Here is a 17500-nt window from a genome sequence, read left to right on the forward strand (position 1 = left end):
CTCATTAAAGATTTTGGCATTCCCAAAAAATCGCTCCTCTAGGGAAGTAAACCCTCGCATTAAATAGTTTTTACCGTAAAAGGAAAATGGAATTTGTGCAAGATACTTTCTAAATTTATTTTTGATTTCCTTCGGTAAATAAGAAATCGGTCTAAGTGAACCAGGTTCCCGGTATATTCGATATCCGCCAAATAATTCATCTGCTCCTTCACCAGATAATGCAACAGTAACCTGTGATCTTGCTAGCTTGGACAATCGAAACATGGCAATGGCAGACGGGTCCGCAATCGGTTCATCCATGTGCCATACTGCTTTCAAGGTATCCTCAAAAAATTTTTCAACTGAAATGATTTCATCATAATGATCCGTATTAAGCACTTCAGCAGTTCTTCTTGCGAATATGGTCTCATTCTGATCCCCCTCAAAGCCCACTGAAAAAGTTTTCAACTGTTTGTTGCATTCCGTAAGATGGCTAGTAATAGTTGTTGAATCAATCCCACTAGACAAGAAGCTGCCTACCGGTACTTCACTTTGGATATGCAAGTTGATCGAATCCCGAAGACTGTAACGTATTTCTTCTACAAATGTCTCGAGAGGCCGATTCTCCGGCTCAAATTTCGGGTCCCAATACTTTTTTTTAGCAACGAGACCCCATTCATCAAATTTGAGATAATGACCTGGCTCCAACTTACAAATTCCTTGAAACATAGTTTCTGGTTGCGGCACATATTGTAACGTTAGATAATGTAATAAGCTTTTTTGATTAATGATCGGCTGAATTCCCCCAGCAGCCAGTATACTTTTGATCTCGGAGGCAAAGATAAGCCGTTTGCTATCCTGATAGTAGTAAATGGGTTTAATTCCGAAGTGATCCCTTACAATAAATAGTGATTTTGCTCTTCGATCCCAAATCGCAAATCCAAACATGCCTCTTAATTTATCAAGGCAACGTTCTTGATATTCCTCATACAAATGCAGAACAACTTCTGAATCCGTATTGGTTTTAAATCGATGCCCCAGACTCTCTAGTTCTTTCTTCAATGATTTGTAATTATAAATCTCACCGTTAAATACCAACCAAAGGGAACGATCTTCGTTAGCAAGAGGCTGATTCCCATCATTAATACCTAAAATAGAAAGACGGGTAAAGCCCAATCCTATATTTTCAAAGATGCGAATCCCCGTTTGATCTGGTCCACGATGCTGGATCATATTTATCATTCTTCTCAACGCACTGACTTCTGGTCCTGAATTATCTCCAAACGTTAAAATTCCAGCTATTCCACACATGTATCTATTCTCCTGTCGCTTTTAAATATGAATCATTGGACCATCTTTTATACTACAATACGTAGTTTTAAAATGAAAAAGAAAACGGCTTTTATGTGCAGCCGTTAAGTAACATTATGACACTAAATGTGATGAATACACTAAAAGATATAACCATAGGGGGAATATCCAGTATTGGAACTTTGATATGAGAACTCGGTTCAATTAATTTTTGTATCCGGTAATTGATGGGATCATCCGCAAATCCAACCCCAATGGGGAATCGTTGATGATTTGAACTCGCACATTTATATAATACACTGCCCAAAGCATATGGTGACCCCATGTGTCTCATGGCATATTGATCGGCATCAATCTCCATCCATACATGAATAAAATGATGCATTTTTTTAAAGATCGGTACAAAAGGAAGACTATTCTTTATGATATTTATGATTAACGAACGAAGAGGATCGAATCTTTTCAGATGAGCGTATTCATGTAGCAATACCGCTGTAATTTCTTCTTGATCAAAACATTCCAGCATTTTGGTGGAAATAACAATTCTCGGTCGAATAAATCCATAACCTGAATCCGTGACGCTTTGTATTGCTCGATTGAAAATCTGGTTGTTATTGTAAAATGTGCGATTTTTGACGCTGACAAACTGTTTAATGAGATCGCACTCTGATGGAGCGCATGATCAAACAGACCTTGGCTGACAAGGCCTTATTGACCCCTATAACATTCCATCCTGTCAGGTAAAGGCACAGTAAATACGACGGATAACGGGAAACCACGGACTGTTGCAGCCGAAATTGAATCGAATACCTCGCGCATGTCGAACCAATCTTGCCGCCATGTAAATAATATTCTGGATAACCGTACGAATACGGCGACGCTGCACGTTGTTTCGAATCGGCGAGTCATGCTCACGCAGACTCTCCTGGCCGATGATTCGAAGAAGGTTATAGGCAAACAAGCCGGCATGCAGTACGAGATCATTCGTTGCGAATTTTCCTGCAGGCAGACGCTCCAAATCCAAATCGGTTTTGATTTCGCTGTGGAATTGCTCACTTGTCCCATGATCGCGGTAAAGCTCAATCACTCGTGACGGGGCACAGCGAAGCGACGTCCAATAGACGCTCACTTCAATTTCCGGGAACAGCAACACTTGTCGATCCCGATCAATCGTTCGATGAATGACGTGGAACACTTGGCGAAGGGGGCGGTCGAATCCCTTTTCGCGAAATTCTATCGCGCCGATATATTCGACTTTTCCTTCGCGCTGCTGGCAGGCGATTCCCGTCGTTTCCGCAATGCGCAGCCACATTTCCTTCGGTTCTCTGCGGAGATTGGCCTTGATGATATAGTCGGCTTTCTCGCGATGACAAACATGCAAATTTTCGGCGCTGTCGTTTCCAGCGTCCATGCGAATGAGCAGCGGCAGGTCCGTTGCACGTTTGGCGTATGCGATGCTCTGTTCTAAAAATGCGGCTGTTCCCTTCTGGCAATGCACACTGCCCTCACGCAGTTCCACATTAACGCCATAGCCTTCTTGGCCCAGGTAGGCAAAGATGGGAGCATAGCCGTCAGTCCCTTTGTAAGTACGAGATACGCCTTCTTTCTTTGTGCCGGAATTGTCGAAAGGAGATACGTCGATATCCAGCGGCGCATAAGCCTTTTCACCTGCTGTCAGCCCTGTTAATGGAGCCTTTACCTTGCGAATGAGATCAGCGGATTCCTCAAGTAAAATCCGGTTCCATTCCGGCGTCTGTGCTGCGGCGTCAAGACGCTGGCGAAGAGTCGGGCTGGAGGGGACTTTTTGGAGCTGAAGGCAGATTGTGAATACATCGTCTTTTCGAAACGGCTCAATATGGTCAAAGTCGCTCTTGCCTTGGCAGAGCAGGCCCAGATAGCTCTTCATGACATCGGCGTGGGAATGAATCGGTGTTTTCATACTTTTGATCTTTGTATGATTCAGGCGCTTTCTAAGTCCAGTATGCGCAAGCAAAGCGCCAACGGTTGCAAGACCGGCGTGAGTAGAGAGAATTAACTCTTTCGAGCGGACAAATTGGATCTTCATAGAGCACCTCTCAGGTGAAATTGGAAAAGTTATGATTTTCTTTTAATTTCTTTACCGGAGGTGCTTTTTCCTTCAATTATCTTTAATTTTCAAAGAACCTTTATCACGGATTCAGGCCATAAGTTAAAGCGAATAATGAATGGTCTTTAATAACTATTATTTTCCCATTAAATCTTTGATATTTTTTGTTTATTGCTTCCGTCAACAAAATATCCGATTTGAATTGGACTTCTTTATTCCACTGTATTTCAAGATACACTTGTTTGAATAGAATGTAAAAAAATGACAGAAAGCTATATAAAATGATGATATTCAATCCTATTAATATGAACTGGTGTATCATTGTGGTCTCTCCAAGAGCGGAAAGACAATATTCCAATATTCCCCATTGAATGGAATAACCCCAAATTTCATGCAGAACATAAAATGCCATATGACTCCAAAAGAGCAAACCAAGGACGATCATCAAGTAAAAAATAATCGAATGCTTTTTAATGGTTATCATGGCGATTTTTTTTCCATTCATTTAAACGTGATTCTAATAACTTCATCAACTGAGGATCGGCCTGCTGCATCGCATCAACCATATGATTTACCATCAAGTTCCCATAGTCGTTAATTAAACCTACGGTAACAGTTTTCGTTTGTTCGGTAATAAATTCTTCCTTGCTTTGTACAGGTTCAAAATAACTCTGTCTTGCTCTTCCCTTCCCTATAGTTGCTTTCTTCAGATGCCCTTTTTCAATCAAGCGATTCATCACCGTCATCACGGCATTGAAAGATAAATCATCATCCAGAAGAGACTGCACTTCTTTAATGGTTATTCTATTATGTTCCCAAATAATCTCCATGATTTGAGCTTCTAGAGAACCAAAAAAGCGATTTAGCCCCTCCTCGTTTAAATACATACGTTTAACAGACATGCTTACACCCTTTCATCCAAAATTGACTCTTAAAGTCCTATCTTGGACCAGAATCAACAACTGCTGTAAGTCTAACATACTACACATTGTAGTTAATAAATCTTCTTTGGTCAAATTATGAATATGATCGTCCTCTTTGGATGATCATATTCGAAAAATAGAAGGACAAGCCCATAACTATAGCTTGTCCTTTTAAAGGTTATTCTTCACCAATCATTTTAAGGTAACTCTGCTCACTCACAACACGTCTTGCAGTAACATACCGATTTTTATAATAAGATTCTGACAAACTGCTTATTCTTACACCTTTACTACTTGAAGAGTGTGCAAACTTATTGTCGCCGATATAGATGCCTGCATGAGAAATCCCCTTCCCATCCGTATTAAAAAATACCAAGTCTCCAGCTCGAAGATTGTCCTGATCCACCGGAGTTCCCTCTTTTGCCTGGCTTTTTGACGTACGAGGCAAATCCAATTTGAACTTATCAAAAATATATAAAATAAAACCCGAGCAATCAAAACCAGCTACTGTTGTACCTCCATACAGGTAAGGCGTCCCCACGACTTTATCCACTTCATTTTCAAGTTTGACCGAACTAGCAAAGGAACTGGTAGCGCTTGCTGAAAAAATAAGTGCTGCACCTAATGCCGATAAGATCAGTTTTTTCAAATATGTAGTCTCCCTTCGATGCCTACGGAGTTAGCTGAGGGTTCGGTAGAAGGTTCCCTATATTCTTTTTTACGAAAAGAATAATTCACCCAAAAGTGGTTCCCCCGTTTTCTGTTAAGAAATTCGGCAAAAATTAATTTTTTGTAACCCTACATAATGTAGTCTATTTTCTGTTATTTTGTCAATCCTTATTTTTTTAGAAGTACAAAAACCGTGATATGAATGGCTTAAATCACTTGCTAAAGGCTTTCGAGAGTTATTTGAAATGTCGAACTAAATGATTTTTTATAAAATAAAACCGCGCCGAAAATTGACATTATAATGTACCATATTTATACTACAATTTGTAGGGTTACAATATTTTAATTATTTAGCTTCCCTTCTTACATAGTGAATATGTCCTTAGCAACTGCTTATTTTTCTCTTCCTCTCTTCTACAATACGTTGATGTTGGAATAAGAACCGGAAGGTGATTAAAAATATCAAAAAAGGTTAAATTAATTACTTAAAAATAAATAAAAATGCGAAGGAGCAAGATCATGAATAACAATCATAAACATGATCAAAGCGATCATTCCCAACATTCCTCTGAACATCAACATAAAGAACTACACCACGAACCCAACGAACACCAACATTTACAACATGATGAACACGAGCACCATCATCAGCATGATGAGCACCGACATGTAAACCATGGCATGCACGCTGGCGGACATGATCATTCCAGACATCATGGGCATATGGTTGAAAATTTTAAAAAGCGTTTCTATATTTCCTTAATTGTCACGATTCCGATCCTGATCATTTCCCCAATGATTCAAATGTTTATGGGCGTAAACTGGCGATTTCCAGGGGATACGTACCTTCTTTTTCTATTGTCCTCGTTTGTGTTCTTCTATGGGGGCTGGCCTTTTATTAAAGGCCTTAAGGATGAGCTTTCCGCTAAAAACCCTGGAATGATGACTCTCATCTGTCTCGCCATCGTTGTTGCGTATGTATATAGTACAAGCTCTACTTTCGGTCTCACCACAACCGATTTTTTCTGGGAGCTTGCTACATTAATCGACATTATGCTGCTCGGGCATTGGATTGAGATGAAGTCCATCATGGGGGCCTCTAAAGCTTTAGAGGAGCTCGCCAAACTTATGCCTTCCGATGCACATTTGGTAAAAGAAAAAGGCGAGATTATCGAAATCGATGTCACTGAACTTAAAAAAGGCGATATCGTACTCGTCAAACCGGGGGAAAAAGTTCCGATCGACGGTCAGATTACTGAAGGCGAAACCTTGATTGATGAGTCGATGCTAACCGGCGAATCCGTACCGAATGCCAAGCAAGTAGGCGACCAAGTTATTGGCGGCTCCATTAACGGTCAGGGCTCTGTCAAGATTTCCGTTCAGAGCGTAGGCAAAGAGACATACCTATCGCAAGTAATTGCACTCGTTCAAGAAGCCCAGGCTTCCAAGTCCCGAGCTCAGGATCTGGCGAACCGTGCCGCTAAGTGGCTCTTTTATGGTGCCTTGGTGGTAGGGATTCTCACCTTTGCCGCATGGATTACACTAGGGTATCCGATCTCTTTTGCTTTGGAACGTATGGTTACCGTGCTGATAATTGCATGTCCACATGCGTTAGGGCTCGCCGCTCCACTTGTCATTGCAACTTCGACATCGCTTGCCGCAAAGAACGGACTCCTGATACGCAACCGAACCGCATTTGAAGGTGCGCGGAATATCCAAGCCATTGTGTTTGATAAAACAGGAACTTTAACTAAAGGGGAATTCGGGATTACAAATATCCATCTCGGTAACGCGTCCTCCGAGACGGAACTTCTTACCTATGCAGCAAGCGTGGAGACACATTCCGAGCATCCAATCGCCAGAGGCATTACAAAAGCTGCAAAGGAAAAAGGGATTCAACTTAAAGAAGTGACTGACTTCAAAGCACTCCCGGGCAGTGGCCTTCAAGGGATTGTGGACGGCAAGGAAATTATGGGGGTAAGTCCTGTATACGTAAAGGAGAAGCGCCTTTCATTTGATGAGGAACGCTTTAATCAATGGTCGCAAGAGGGTAAAACCGTTGTCTTTATCCTCGTTGATGGTCAAGTGGCAGGGATGATCGCACTGGCAGATATGATCCGAGACACTGCCAAAGATGCCGTTCAAGAACTAAATGATATGGGGGTTAAATCCATCATGTTAACGGGGGATAACCAGAAGGTGGCCCAATATGTCGGCAAGCAGCTAGGCTTGGATGAAATCTTCGCCGAGGTTCTCCCCCATCAAAAGTCGGATAAAATCGACCAGATTCAAGCAAAAGAAGGTTTGCGTACAGCGATGACCGGTGATGGGGTTAACGATGCTCCAGCGCTTGCCAAGGCAGATTTAGGGATCGCGATCGGTGCCGGTACTGATGTTGCGATTGAGACTGCTGACGTCGTGCTTATCAAGAGCAATCCGCAAGACGTCGTCAATATCATTAAGCTTTCCAGGGTGACCTATCGTAAAATGATGCAAAACTTATGGTGGGCGACTGGTTATAACATCGTTGCCATCCCACTTGCTGCAGGTGTTCTATTGCCGTTTGGCATTGTTCTCGATCCTGCAGTTGGCGCCATCCTGATGTCTTTAAGCACCGTCATTGTAGCCATCAATGCTAAATTACTGAAACTGTAAGCAAAAACTCCTGCCATTTAGGCAGGAGTTTTTGCTCAGGAATGTATCAAAACTTTGAATCATGAAGTTCCCATATTCAAAATATTTACATGAAGCTTGTCCATCGGCCCGAGGTCAGTAGAGCATTATCCGATCATGTTTCTTAAATGGCTGAGTTATGATCTTCATGCCAAATTTCATGAATCGCATCAGCCAAAATCGATATCGTACGATAATTTTCTTCTAATGCATTTTCAACACCGCCGATTTCAATAATAAGCGCGCTATATTCGGCAAGTGATTGATTATATTGTCCATTCCCGCTGGAGTGATCCTTTTGGTAAATCCCCTTGGAGATTCCAGGTATTTTTTCATTTAATTTATTTTGTAGCCGGGCTGCAAATTTCTTGATTTGTTTCCAATTGGGATTATCCCGTCCAACAACAAAATATAACTGAGCGTAATTCACATTGTTGTACAGTATGGTTGTTTTGCTTTTTGATTCCGAATCTCGATGTATATCAAATACATATTCAATGGATTTATGTTTAAAGAGCTCCTTGCTCAATGTAGCCTTTGAATAGGCGTAAGATTTTGCGTAGTCAAATTTATTTATTTTACTTGGATAATCTTCAGCAGATTGGATCACACTCATACCTTTTACTTTTAATTTATTGGATAGATCCTTTCCCAATAAAGTAACGTTTATTTTGGAATCAAAGGCCTCATTGGGATCGGTTTTACCTTGAAGTTCTGGCAACCAAGATTCACGATTATGGGTATGGTAAATCAGCACTCGTGGTTGCTCCGATTGCTTCGGCTTTTGAACCATCCTTTTCGCAGTTGGGGTCACCGCTGAATTTTTCAAGGAAGCGATTGGATTTGGCTTCTCTGCTTTTATTGTCTTACTTGATTTTTGAATAATGATCTTTTCTTCTTTTACCATCAGAACCTGACTTTTTTCAGGTAAGGTGCCAACTTTAGGTTCGTTTAGTTCAATGTACGCCGGGATGACTTTTAGGGAAATTAAAAAAGATGATAGAAACACTGACAGGCCGATCACTCTCAATTTGGTTCGCGTCATTGGTCTCCCCCTTCTCTTCGTTTTAGTACTAATCTATTTTTATTCGTAGCACTGATAGAATAGAACGAAATTAAGAGATTAGGACGCGAGCAGGCATGAGATAGGTGAAGCAAAATATTTAACATCACATTAAATCCACATAGTAACGACACAATTAAATGCTACGATAAACGAGTAGCAAAAAGTTGATAGAGGCACTAGCCTTGCATCTAAAGTGACATGGTATTTAATTAATTGTTAATATTAGTTATATCAGCTTATTGTATTAAAATTTTCCATTTCTATTTCCCGCCAATGTGCTAAAAGGGTAACAGGACGTGAAGTGTAGTCATGTTACCAAAAATTAGTAGATGAATCGTTCGGTTACTCTAGTACCATCTTGACGCTCTTGAGCTTCAACGGATGTTTTCTCGGCCTTCCTGGCCGCCCTTTCTTACGCCGGCCTTTGGATGGCCGAGACGGCGGTCGTAACACAGCTTGTTGAAACTCTTCCCACGATCGCTCAGCATATAAGCGCATGCGTTTCAAGATCTGCCATAAGCTTAGATCCGTTTGCATCTCTAACTTGATCAACAGCACCAAGCTGTACGCGATCAACGCCAGATAGATTTGGTTCCAGATGGCGGTCTGGTTTGCGCTGTAGATCTTCACCAGCCTCAGATGTTGCTTGATCCATTTGAAGAACAACTCGATCAACCATCGATAGCGGTAGATCTCGCTAATCTCTTGGGCAGAGCGATCCTGCACATTGGTCAGCAAGCGGTAGGTCCGTTTCTGCTCATCCGTAAACTCGATCAGTCGGGCTTGGAGGTAATGCGTCTGCTTCTGCTTATCGTTCCACTGGATCTCGACGTCCGCATCTATCGTGATGGGAAAACCCTCAGGAACCGCTCGCTGATGGAGGATGGTCACCTTGTTCTTGGTCTGCAATCTGGCCACAAACCTCATCTGTTGGTGAATCAGCGATTCATATAGCTCGTACTGGATATACCCGCGATCCATCACATGAATCGCATCGTCCGCCACCACCAGATCAAGAGCGACTTCCTGATCACTCACCGCCGCTGTGCTGTTGATGATCTTGCCGGGAAACACCGTTTCGCGATCGGCCACCACGAGCTGGGTATGGATCTTGACCGCATTTTGCTCTTTGCTCCAGTACGCCCAGCGTCCAGCTAGGGTAGGCAAGGTAAGCACGGTGGAGTCGAGAATCCGGAGCTTGCCGATATTCGGGATCCCTTGCTTCTGCTTGGTGATCTCCTGGATGCGTGCGATGTTGCAGAGAAAGATCGCTTGTAACAGATCCGTCGGGAGTTGCTTGATCTTTCGTGAAAGCTGAGAGGCACTGATCGACTTCAGATGGTCGTCCTGCAGATCCGGCATGATGCGAAGGTGTTCCGAGATTTCATCATAGCTGGTACGCCCTGCAAGCTGAGACTCCACAAAAATCTGAATGGCTTTACCGGTTGTAAGTTTGCGAGTGCGATGGTCGGCAAGCAGGCCGCGGTATTCTCCGACATTCAGCAAATTTAGGCATTTACAAATGACTGATTTTGAGTTATTGTTACCCATGCTATGGTCTCCTTCTGTTATGGAGTGGGTAACATGCCTACACCTTAACAATAGGAGATTTTTTTATGAGCAACCAGAAGAATACCAGTAATAGCAACCATATTTAGGATATTTTACAAACAATTTTTCTGTAATTTCTCATGTCAGGTTTGGTGCAAGGCTAGTGTGATAGAGGAGGAAAAACTATGGCAGTAAGCGGTATATCGAATTCAATGCCAAAGAATTGCGGGATGGGAAATATGCACGGAGGGACTAGGAAAACATCGTTAGATCACCAACATACTGAAACAGTGCATCAGCAGCACAAACCAGAGAAACAAGATCAGTATCGCGGACAAAACATAGATACTAAAGCTTAAAAGTTTAAATACCCTTGATTGTGAGGCAGGGATAGATAGCCAGTCGTCAGATTTCAGTCGACGCTGGTTACGCATTCCTGACTGGTTGTTTGACTAACAAACAAAAAGAATAGCACCTACCTGTATCGGTTAAAGGTGCTATTCCCGGTTTTCTATATCAATACACATGGACTTTATAATATTCCTTTCAATTTTGCTTTTTTGGCAGCTTCTCTACCGGTGTGAACCTTTAATTTTCGAATCACTCGGTTTACATGCTTTTTGACCGTACTTTCCGTTATATGCAAATGTTCCCCAATTGCGGAACGGGTATGACCATTATGAATAAAACGGAGGATTTCAACTTCGGTTCGCGTCAAATTTTGGCGCATTTCTTGTTGCTTCATTCGAACAAATTCGGATCGAAGCACGCCTGCAGCCGAAGCATGAATGGAGGATAGTCCCGAATGTGCAGCTCGAATTGCCTCCGGAATATCTTCGAGCGCCGTTTTGACAATATAATTGAAAGCACCGTTGCCGAACGCCTCGGAAACGATCTCTGCCTGGTCTAATACCGTAAGCATGATGACTTTCGCCTTACTCATGTAGACAATTTCGAGCGCTGCGTCAAGCCCGTCTGCCTTTTTCCCATCCAACACTACATCCAATAGTACCACATCAATGTCTAACATACTGACAATGCGAATTGCATTGACTTTCGTCCGAGCCGTTCCGACCAAAAACAAATCTGGTTCTCGATTCACCGTTTCGGATATATATTCGTTCCACACCGGATCGTCTTCCACCAATAATACTTTGATCTTGCTCATGGTCTCCCTCCCATCGGTTCAATGGCGGTGAATGACGAATGACTCTTTGGATGGGAAAATGAAGCGTAAATGTCGTACCGATTCCGATTAGACTTTGTACCTCGATGGATCCTTGATGGTGACGCATGACTTCATGACTGTAGAATAAACCCAATCCATCGTTCTCTTCGTTCGACTTGGTTGTAAAATGAGGTTCAAAAATATACGGCATTGCTTCCGGAGCGATGCCGCAACCGGAATCACGAACAGAGATATCCAGCGTTTCTTGCGACAGTCTCGATGTTATTGTCAGACACCCTCCTTCGGACATCGCTTCAATGGCATTATAGAAGAGGTTCTTCATGACTTGCTGCACGTGAACAGAATCACAATGCAAAACAATCGATTCATCCAATTTTTTTCGGACGATAAGATTCTTGCTGCAAAATTCTCCCGTCAAGCTATTCAATAGTTGCTCAACGAGTTCATTTATAATGCATGACTGCTCGTACAATACCAACTGTTGTGATGAATTACGAAAACGGAAAGCTATTGCCATAATCCGCTCGGTAGCATCGATCAAATGAGATGTATCCCGATACAATTCCTGTTGCTTGGTTCGTTGGGCAAGATAAAATATACGTCTGGCTGCAATCTGTATTTTTCCAAGTTCACTTTTTAAAGCATGATAGAATTGAAATGTAAGCGGAGTCTCCCCATATGGCTCTGGGGATGTGGAATACTTCTCCAATCGGATTCGGACGCCCAATACACCGTAACGTACAACAAATACAAAAAAGCAAATGCACACGGCTGCTAAACCAGCACGTTTGGTATCAAAGGGCGGGTGGAATTGGAGCAAAGGCAGAATATAATCGAAAAGCAGTACAAAACCGATCGACGGTACAACAATCCAACAGACCACACGGTGTTGCTGCCTGATCCTCTCATCAACTTCACGGTATGCCAACCTCAAGCATGGCACTGCTGCGGTAGCGTAATAAATCATTGCCCAGAACGGTATCCGTGTATCACGTGAAGCCTCTGAAGGTAGAAGAAACATGATCAGAACCGGTATCAGTGCCCCAACGATTATGGAGCGCTTCCAACTCTTTCGCCGTTGAAACCACCCCGCATAGCTCAAGCTGAACATCAATAATGAATAGGGAGGCAAGTATAAGGCTAAGAAGTAAAAAAAACCTTTTACCCACTCTAATCCGGCTATAATTGGACCATTTGCCAAGGGGACAAATACGGGAATTATCTTCTCATCTATGGCGATAGTCAACTCTCCGAGTACAGAGAAAAAAGCGACTGAACCGGCCCAACGATTTGGCTCTCTTCTCGGATGGGCGAATAGCAGAATGGCGGTCATCAGCAATAATGACAGTACAAGCACCACTTCAGTTCCCTCCCTCGATGAGGTTCCTCGGCTTATTCGGAATCGGACATAGACGACAAAAAAGACACGTACCCTAAACGTGCCTTTTCTCCGGAAGCCTGCCTTTTAGGGTAACCCGGCGATCATAGCCTTACGGCCGCAGACCCGTGGCTTTGCGTCCCCGTCTTTCGAGCGGGTTTGCCATTTTTCCTTCAGCTCATATTTATTTGGACAACCAATAGGAGAATAATTCATAACCCATTCGTCCATGGCGATGTTCGAATCCTTCACCTGACCTCATAATGTCATTTAACAGCCACCAGGTACTACCTACATAGATTTGACCTCAGATCCCTCCTCTTTTTCAGTCTTACTATAGGAAAAGTACTAGAAGCACAGTTTCGACCGAAAAACGGACCTTTATCCTAATAACCGAGCCGGAAAATATAGTCCAAATTCCTGTCTAATCCTCGCTTTATAGACATATTATACTAGAAGATTCCAACTTTTGCGAGAATATAGTTGCTAAAACTTTCCTTATTTATTTTCATTTTGGGTCACATTCATTCGAATTGGAAATATAGGTATCGAACAGCAGTGTCTTTTAGTTTTTTGTAACATGTGCAAACGTTCATACATAAATTAGAAGCAAAGAACGTCACCTGCTTTTTAACCCCTCGCCCTTTTGGCTTGGGGCTCTTTGTTTTTTCTGTAACAGGCCATCCGTACGCAAGTTTCGAATAGTCCCAATATCTTGGGCTGATTCGCCGACCTGTAGGCGTCAGCGAATCTGAATTATGTATCAAATAAATCATAAAAAGGGCGTTTGACTATAGGCATTCGCCGGATACAGACTAGGTATCTAACCATAGAATAATGTTGTAAAACAACTCAAACGGGAGAGATCGATCGGAATCAAGTTCTGAGTTGGCCAACAGTTACAAGTTTACTGAAGAAAGAATTGCGTATCGTAATATTTAGGCTGAGGATGTTTAAAAGATCGGAAGATTACAAAAATAATCAAAGTAAACACTAGAGCCCCCAACTTCTCGAAGTTGGGGGTACTTTTTGAGTCTGGACTAACTAAAAAGAACTTATGATCTTACTATCAGTAAATGATAGTCAGGCGACTCCTCTGTTTTAAGAACCTCTTGAATAATTGGACTATTAGGGACATTAGTGAAGCCCAATTTCCTTGCCAATCCAATACTCGCATCCGTGTTGGCATTTTCGATACAAATTCGGTCAAAACCTTTGTTTTGGGCATAATTTTTTAACCACTCGATCACTTTTGTCCCAATTCCCATCCGCTCAGGGACCAATGAAATAACACCAATCTCCGCTCCCGTAACGACAGCAAAACAACATGATCATTATTCCAAAAATAGAGAAAGCAACCGTGCCGCTTAAAACCTGTAAAGGTTACATCGCTTCAAGAAATCGGGTCTTAATGAATAAGTTTCGGCTCCTTAGGTATATGCGAACAAGCGTTGTACTCCCTGCTGATTATTTACTTTAAATGCAAAGAAAACCCTGATCATTGAATTATTCAACGATCAGGGTTTTTGTTTTAAGTATATGGTACCGGTGAGAGGACTCGAACCTCCACGGGTCTCCCCACTCGATTTTGAGTCGAGCGCGTCTGCCATTCCGCCACACCGGCAAAGTAAAAATATTCAATTCGCCTTGCTTGACTTGCATACTACATCGAGTTATCCTCGACACACCAGCCGCGTACAACTCGACCGCGTAACATCTTAACAAAAGCGCGGTCTTCCAAAATCGGCTGAATTTTGGGGAGTTTGGTGCGGGTCTACCGACAAAAGCGCGGTGCCCTCTTTGGAAAAACCTTATATATCAAGGAACGGAACGGTTTTACGCGCAAAACACAAGGCGCGTACAATTTTGAGTCGCGCGCGTCTGCCAATTCCGCCACACCGGCAAAGGGAACGCGCCCTAAGAGATTCGAACTCCTGACCTTTTGATTCGTAGTCAAACGCTCTATCCAGCTGAGCTAAGGGCGCGTATTAAGATGGAGCGGACGACGGGAATCGAACCCGCGACCCTCGCCTTGGCAAGGCGATGCTCTACCGCTGAGCCACGTCCGCATAATAAATATGAAACTGGTGAGCCATGAAGGACTCGAACCTTCGACACCCTGATTAAAAGTCAGGTGCTCTACCAACTGAGCTAATGGCTCGTACAAGTCTTAACTAAGAAGATAAATGGCGGAGCCGACGGGATTCGAACCCGCGGTCTCCTGCGTGACAGGCAGGCATGTTAGGCCTCTACACCACGGCTCCACACGAGAATAATGCCATCCTCTTGAAGAGGATAATTGCGGGGGCAGGATTTGAACCTGCGGCCTTCGGGTTATGAGCCCGACGAGCTACCGGGCTGCTCCACCCCGCGTCAGTAATAAGAAGTATGGTGGAGGCTGAGGGGATCGAACCCCCGACCCTCTGCTTGTAAGGCAGATGCTCTCCCAGCTGAGCTAAGCCTCCAGATCTGGGATGACTAAAGAAAAGAGATGGTGACCCGTAGGGGATTCGAACCCCTGTTACCTCCGTGAAAGGGAGGTGTCTTAACCCCTTGACCAACGGGCCATATTCAAGTCCTTGCTGGCGGAGAGAGAGGGATTCGAACCCTCGAGACGCTTGTGACGCCTACACGATTTCCAATCGTGCTCCTTCGGCCAACTCGGACACCTCTCCATAAGAGTTGGTTTCCCCGGAAGAGAAGGAAATATGCAAAACATATATCCTTCCTTCCAGGATAGACTCCCCGAACAGGACTCGAACCTGTGACAACTCGATTAACAGTCGAGTGCTCTACCGACTGAGCTATCGGGGAACATTGCTTGGCAGCGTCCTACTCTCCCAGGACCCTTCGGTCCAAGTACCATCGGCGCTGGAGGGCTTAACGGTCGTGTTCGGGATGGGAACGAGTGGAACCCCTCCGCCATTGCCACCAAACAAGATTTTTGCGCTGCTTTTACTTCCGCACTTTCCGCTTCAGCAAAAGATCAAACCTTATAAAAGGCTTGCAGCTAAAAATCGGTTCAAGGTTGAATCCTTGAAAACTGGATACGAAACTAGATTTGCATTTTATTTTTTGGATAAGCCCTCGACCGATTAGTACCTGTCAGCTCCATGCCTTACGGCACTTCCACCTCAGGCCTATCAACCTTGTCGTCTTCAAGGGGTCTTACATACGGGGAAATCTCATCTTGAGGGGGGCTTCACGCTTAGATGCTTTCAGCGCTTATCCCGTCCGCACTTAGCTACCCAGCTGTGCTCCTGGCGGAACAACTGGTGCACCAGCGGTGCGTCCATCCCGGTCCTCTCGTACTAAGGACAGCTCCTCTCAAATTTCCTACGCCCACGACAGATAGGGACCGAACTGTCTCACGACGTTCTGAACCCAGCTCGCGTACCGCTTTAATGGGCGAACAGCCCAACCCTTGGGACCTACTTCAGCCCCAGGATGCGATGAGCCGACATCGAGGTGCCAAACCTCCCCGTCGATGTGGACTCTTGGGGGAGATAAGCCTGTTATCCCCAGGGTAGCTTTTATCCGTTGAGCGATGGCCCTTCCATGCGGTACCACCGGATCACTAAGCCCGACTTTCGTCCCTGCTCGACTTGTCAGTCTCGCAGTCAAGCTCCCTTTTGCCTTTGCACTCTTCGAATGATTTCCAACCATTCTGAGGGAACCTTGGGGCGCCTCCGTTACTCTTTAGGAGGCGACCGCCCCAGTCAAACTGCCCACCTGACACTGTCCCCGTACCCGATCAGGGCACCAGGTTAGAACCTAGATACGATCAGGGTGGTATCCCAACGGCGCCTCCACCGAAGCTGGCGCTCCGGCTTCCTAGGCTCCCACCTATCCTGTACAAATCGTATCCAAGTCCAATATCAAGCTGCAGTAAAGCTCCATGGGGTCTTTCCGTCTTGTCGCGGGTAACCTGCATCTTCACAGGTATTAAAATTTCACCGGATCTCTCGTTGAGACAGCGCCCAAGTCGTTACGCCATTCGTGCGGGTCAGAATTTACCTGACAAGGAATTTCGCTACCTTAGGACCGTTATAGTTACGGCCGCCGTTTACTGGGGCTTCGGTTCACAGCTTCGGAGGTATTCCTCCTAACCGCTCCCCTTAACCTTCCAGCACCGGGCAGGCGTCAGCCCGTATACTTCGCCTTGCGGCTTCGCACAGACCTGTGTTTTTGCTAAACAGTCGCTTGGGCCTTTTCACTGCGGCCCCCTCGGGCTATTCACCCTACCGAGGCACCCCTTCTCCCGAAGTTACGGGGTCATTTTGCCGAGTTCCTTAACGAGAGTTCTTCCGCGCGCCTTAGAATTCTCTTCTCGCCTACCTGTGTCGGTTTGCGGTACGGGCACCTTCTCCTGGCTAGAGGCTTTTCTTGGCAGTGTGAGATCATGACCTTCGGTACTGTAAATTTTCCCTCCCCATCACAGCCCAGCCTTACGGTGTGCGGATTTGCCTACACACCAGCCTCACTGCTTGGACGAGCATCCATCAGCTCGCGTCACTACCCTACTGCGTCACCCCATCGCTCATAACGGATTACGGTGGTACAGGAATTTCAACCTGTTGTCCTTCGACTACGCCTTTCGGCCTCGCCTTAGGTCCCGACTTACCCTGAGCGGACGAACCTTCCTCAGGAACCCTTAGGCTTTCGGCGGATCAGA

At 44.3% G+C, this 17500-nt stretch carries 12 protein-coding genes, 10 tRNA genes, 2 rRNA genes and 2 riboswitches (1 of these 26 cut by a window edge); of the genes, 2 read left to right on the top strand and 22 right to left on the bottom strand.

The window, feature by feature from the left end:
* The 5 genes from asnB to ACL02P_RS11600 all read right to left on the bottom strand — a co-directional run.
* On the bottom strand, window positions 1-1290 hold a 1290-nt coding region (asnB, locus tag ACL02P_RS11580; protein WP_412837340.1), incomplete at its 3' end, for an asparagine synthase (glutamine-hydrolyzing).
* Between the two features lie 91 nt (window positions 1291-1381).
* Window positions 1382-1945 carry a M56 family metallopeptidase gene (locus tag ACL02P_RS11585; protein WP_412838235.1) on the bottom strand — a complete coding sequence of 188 codons (564 nt, stop codon included), beginning with the start codon at window positions 1943-1945 and terminating at the stop codon, window positions 1382-1384.
* Window positions 1946-2026: 81 nt separating this feature from the next.
* Window positions 2027-3355 (bottom strand): IS1380 family transposase, encoded by a 1329-nt coding sequence (locus tag ACL02P_RS11590; protein WP_412837218.1) that lies wholly within the window; start codon window positions 3353-3355, stop codon window positions 2027-2029.
* A 491-nt stretch (window positions 3356-3846) separates the two neighbouring features.
* Window positions 3847-4278, bottom strand: coding sequence for a BlaI/MecI/CopY family transcriptional regulator (locus ACL02P_RS11595; protein WP_009224843.1), 432 nt, complete (start codon window positions 4276-4278; stop codon window positions 3847-3849).
* Window positions 4279-4477: 199 nt separating this feature from the next.
* Complete coding sequence (locus ACL02P_RS11600; protein WP_009224842.1) at window positions 4478-4948, bottom strand: C40 family peptidase; 471 nt, start codon at window positions 4946-4948, stop codon at window positions 4478-4480.
* Between the two features lie 4 nt (window positions 4949-4952).
* Window positions 4953-5087, bottom strand: a riboswitch (cyclic di-AMP (ydaO/yuaA leader).
* Window positions 5088-5487: 400 nt separating this feature from the next.
* On the opposite strand from ACL02P_RS11600, the gene ACL02P_RS11605 reads away from it, so the two are divergent.
* Window positions 5488-7623, top strand: a complete 2136-nt coding sequence (locus ACL02P_RS11605; RefSeq protein WP_412837341.1) for a heavy metal translocating P-type ATPase — start codon at window positions 5488-5490, stop codon at window positions 7621-7623.
* A gap of 142 nt (window positions 7624-7765) precedes the next feature.
* On the opposite strand, the gene spoIIP is transcribed toward ACL02P_RS11605, so the two are convergent.
* Window positions 7766-8686: a stage II sporulation protein P gene (spoIIP, locus tag ACL02P_RS11610; RefSeq protein WP_412837342.1), complete on the bottom strand. Its 921-nt coding sequence runs from the start codon at window positions 8684-8686 to the stop codon at window positions 7766-7768.
* Between the two features lie 363 nt (window positions 8687-9049).
* On the bottom strand, window positions 9050-10258 hold the full coding sequence (locus ACL02P_RS11615; RefSeq protein WP_009224685.1) for an IS4 family transposase: 1209 nt from the start codon (window positions 10256-10258) through the stop codon (window positions 9050-9052).
* A 185-nt stretch (window positions 10259-10443) separates the two neighbouring features.
* Between ACL02P_RS11615 and ACL02P_RS11620 the strand changes: the two genes are divergently transcribed.
* Window positions 10444-10617, top strand: a complete 174-nt coding sequence (locus ACL02P_RS11620) for a hypothetical protein (protein ID WP_412837343.1) — start codon at window positions 10444-10446, stop codon at window positions 10615-10617.
* 173 nt (window positions 10618-10790) lie between these two features.
* On the opposite strand, the gene ACL02P_RS11625 is transcribed toward ACL02P_RS11620, so the two are convergent.
* From ACL02P_RS11625 to ACL02P_RS11695, 15 genes are all read right to left on the bottom strand, one after another.
* Entirely contained in the window at window positions 10791-11387 is a 597-nt protein-coding gene (locus ACL02P_RS11625; RefSeq protein ID WP_412838236.1) for a LuxR C-terminal-related transcriptional regulator, read from the bottom strand.
* Window positions 11275-12807, bottom strand: coding sequence for a sensor histidine kinase (locus tag ACL02P_RS11630; protein WP_412837344.1), 1533 nt, complete (start codon window positions 12805-12807; stop codon window positions 11275-11277). Before ACL02P_RS11630 ends, ACL02P_RS11625 begins: the two co-directional genes overlap by 113 nt.
* Before the next feature lie 106 nt (window positions 12808-12913).
* Window positions 12914-12999, bottom strand: a riboswitch (cyclic di-GMP riboswitch).
* 881 nt (window positions 13000-13880) lie between these two features.
* Window positions 13881-14093, bottom strand: a complete 213-nt coding sequence (locus ACL02P_RS11635; protein WP_412838237.1) for a GNAT family N-acetyltransferase — start codon at window positions 14091-14093, stop codon at window positions 13881-13883.
* Between the two features lie 272 nt (window positions 14094-14365).
* A tRNA-Leu gene (locus tag ACL02P_RS11640) sits at window positions 14366-14449 on the bottom strand.
* A gap of 287 nt (window positions 14450-14736) precedes the next feature.
* A tRNA-Arg gene (locus tag ACL02P_RS11645) sits at window positions 14737-14810 on the bottom strand.
* A 9-nt stretch (window positions 14811-14819) separates the two neighbouring features.
* Window positions 14820-14894, bottom strand: a tRNA-Gly gene (locus tag ACL02P_RS11650).
* A 16-nt stretch (window positions 14895-14910) separates the two neighbouring features.
* Window positions 14911-14986: transfer RNA gene (locus tag ACL02P_RS11655), tRNA-Lys, on the bottom strand.
* A 26-nt stretch (window positions 14987-15012) separates the two neighbouring features.
* Window positions 15013-15089, bottom strand: a tRNA-Asp gene (locus ACL02P_RS11660).
* 35 nt (window positions 15090-15124) lie between these two features.
* Window positions 15125-15198, bottom strand: a tRNA-Met gene (locus tag ACL02P_RS11665).
* 16 nt (window positions 15199-15214) lie between these two features.
* Window positions 15215-15290, bottom strand: a tRNA-Val gene (locus tag ACL02P_RS11670).
* A gap of 27 nt (window positions 15291-15317) precedes the next feature.
* Window positions 15318-15392, bottom strand: a tRNA-Glu gene (locus ACL02P_RS11675).
* 16 nt (window positions 15393-15408) lie between these two features.
* Window positions 15409-15500 (bottom strand) — tRNA-Ser (locus ACL02P_RS11680).
* A gap of 66 nt (window positions 15501-15566) precedes the next feature.
* Window positions 15567-15639, bottom strand: a tRNA-Asn gene (locus tag ACL02P_RS11685).
* 5 nt (window positions 15640-15644) lie between these two features.
* Window positions 15645-15761, bottom strand: a 5S ribosomal RNA gene (gene rrf / locus ACL02P_RS11690).
* A 139-nt stretch (window positions 15762-15900) separates the two neighbouring features.
* Window positions 15901-17500: ribosomal RNA gene (locus tag ACL02P_RS11695) — 23S ribosomal RNA — on the bottom strand; it runs 1461 nt beyond the window's last position.

It is taken from the genome of Paenibacillus sp. MB22_1 (genome assembly GCF_047200555.1).
Classification (GTDB): Bacteria; Bacillota; Bacilli; order Paenibacillales; family Paenibacillaceae; genus Fontibacillus; species Fontibacillus phoenicis.

Bases quoted from the DNA above. Each gene is read 5' to 3' on its own strand.
- ACL02P_RS11620 (WP_412837343.1), top strand. From the start codon at position 10,444: ATGGCAGTAAGCGGTATATCGAATTCAATGCCAAAGAATTGCGGGATG.
- ACL02P_RS11605 (WP_412837341.1), top strand. From the start codon at position 5,488: ATGAATAACAATCATAAACATGATCAAAGCGATCATTCCCAACATTCC.
- ACL02P_RS11590 (WP_412837218.1), bottom strand. From the start codon at position 3,355: ATGAAGATCCAATTTGTCCGCTCGAAAGAGTTAATTCTCTCTACTCAC.
- spoIIP (WP_412837342.1), bottom strand. From the start codon at position 8,686: ATGACGCGAACCAAATTGAGAGTGATCGGCCTGTCAGTGTTTCTATCA.
- ACL02P_RS11595 (WP_009224843.1), bottom strand. From the start codon at position 4,278: ATGTCTGTTAAACGTATGTATTTAAACGAGGAGGGGCTAAATCGCTTT.
- ACL02P_RS11635 (WP_412838237.1), bottom strand. From the start codon at position 14,093: ATGGGAATTGGGACAAAAGTGATCGAGTGGTTAAAAAATTATGCCCAA.
- ACL02P_RS11615 (WP_009224685.1), bottom strand. From the start codon at position 10,258: ATGGGTAACAATAACTCAAAATCAGTCATTTGTAAATGCCTAAATTTG.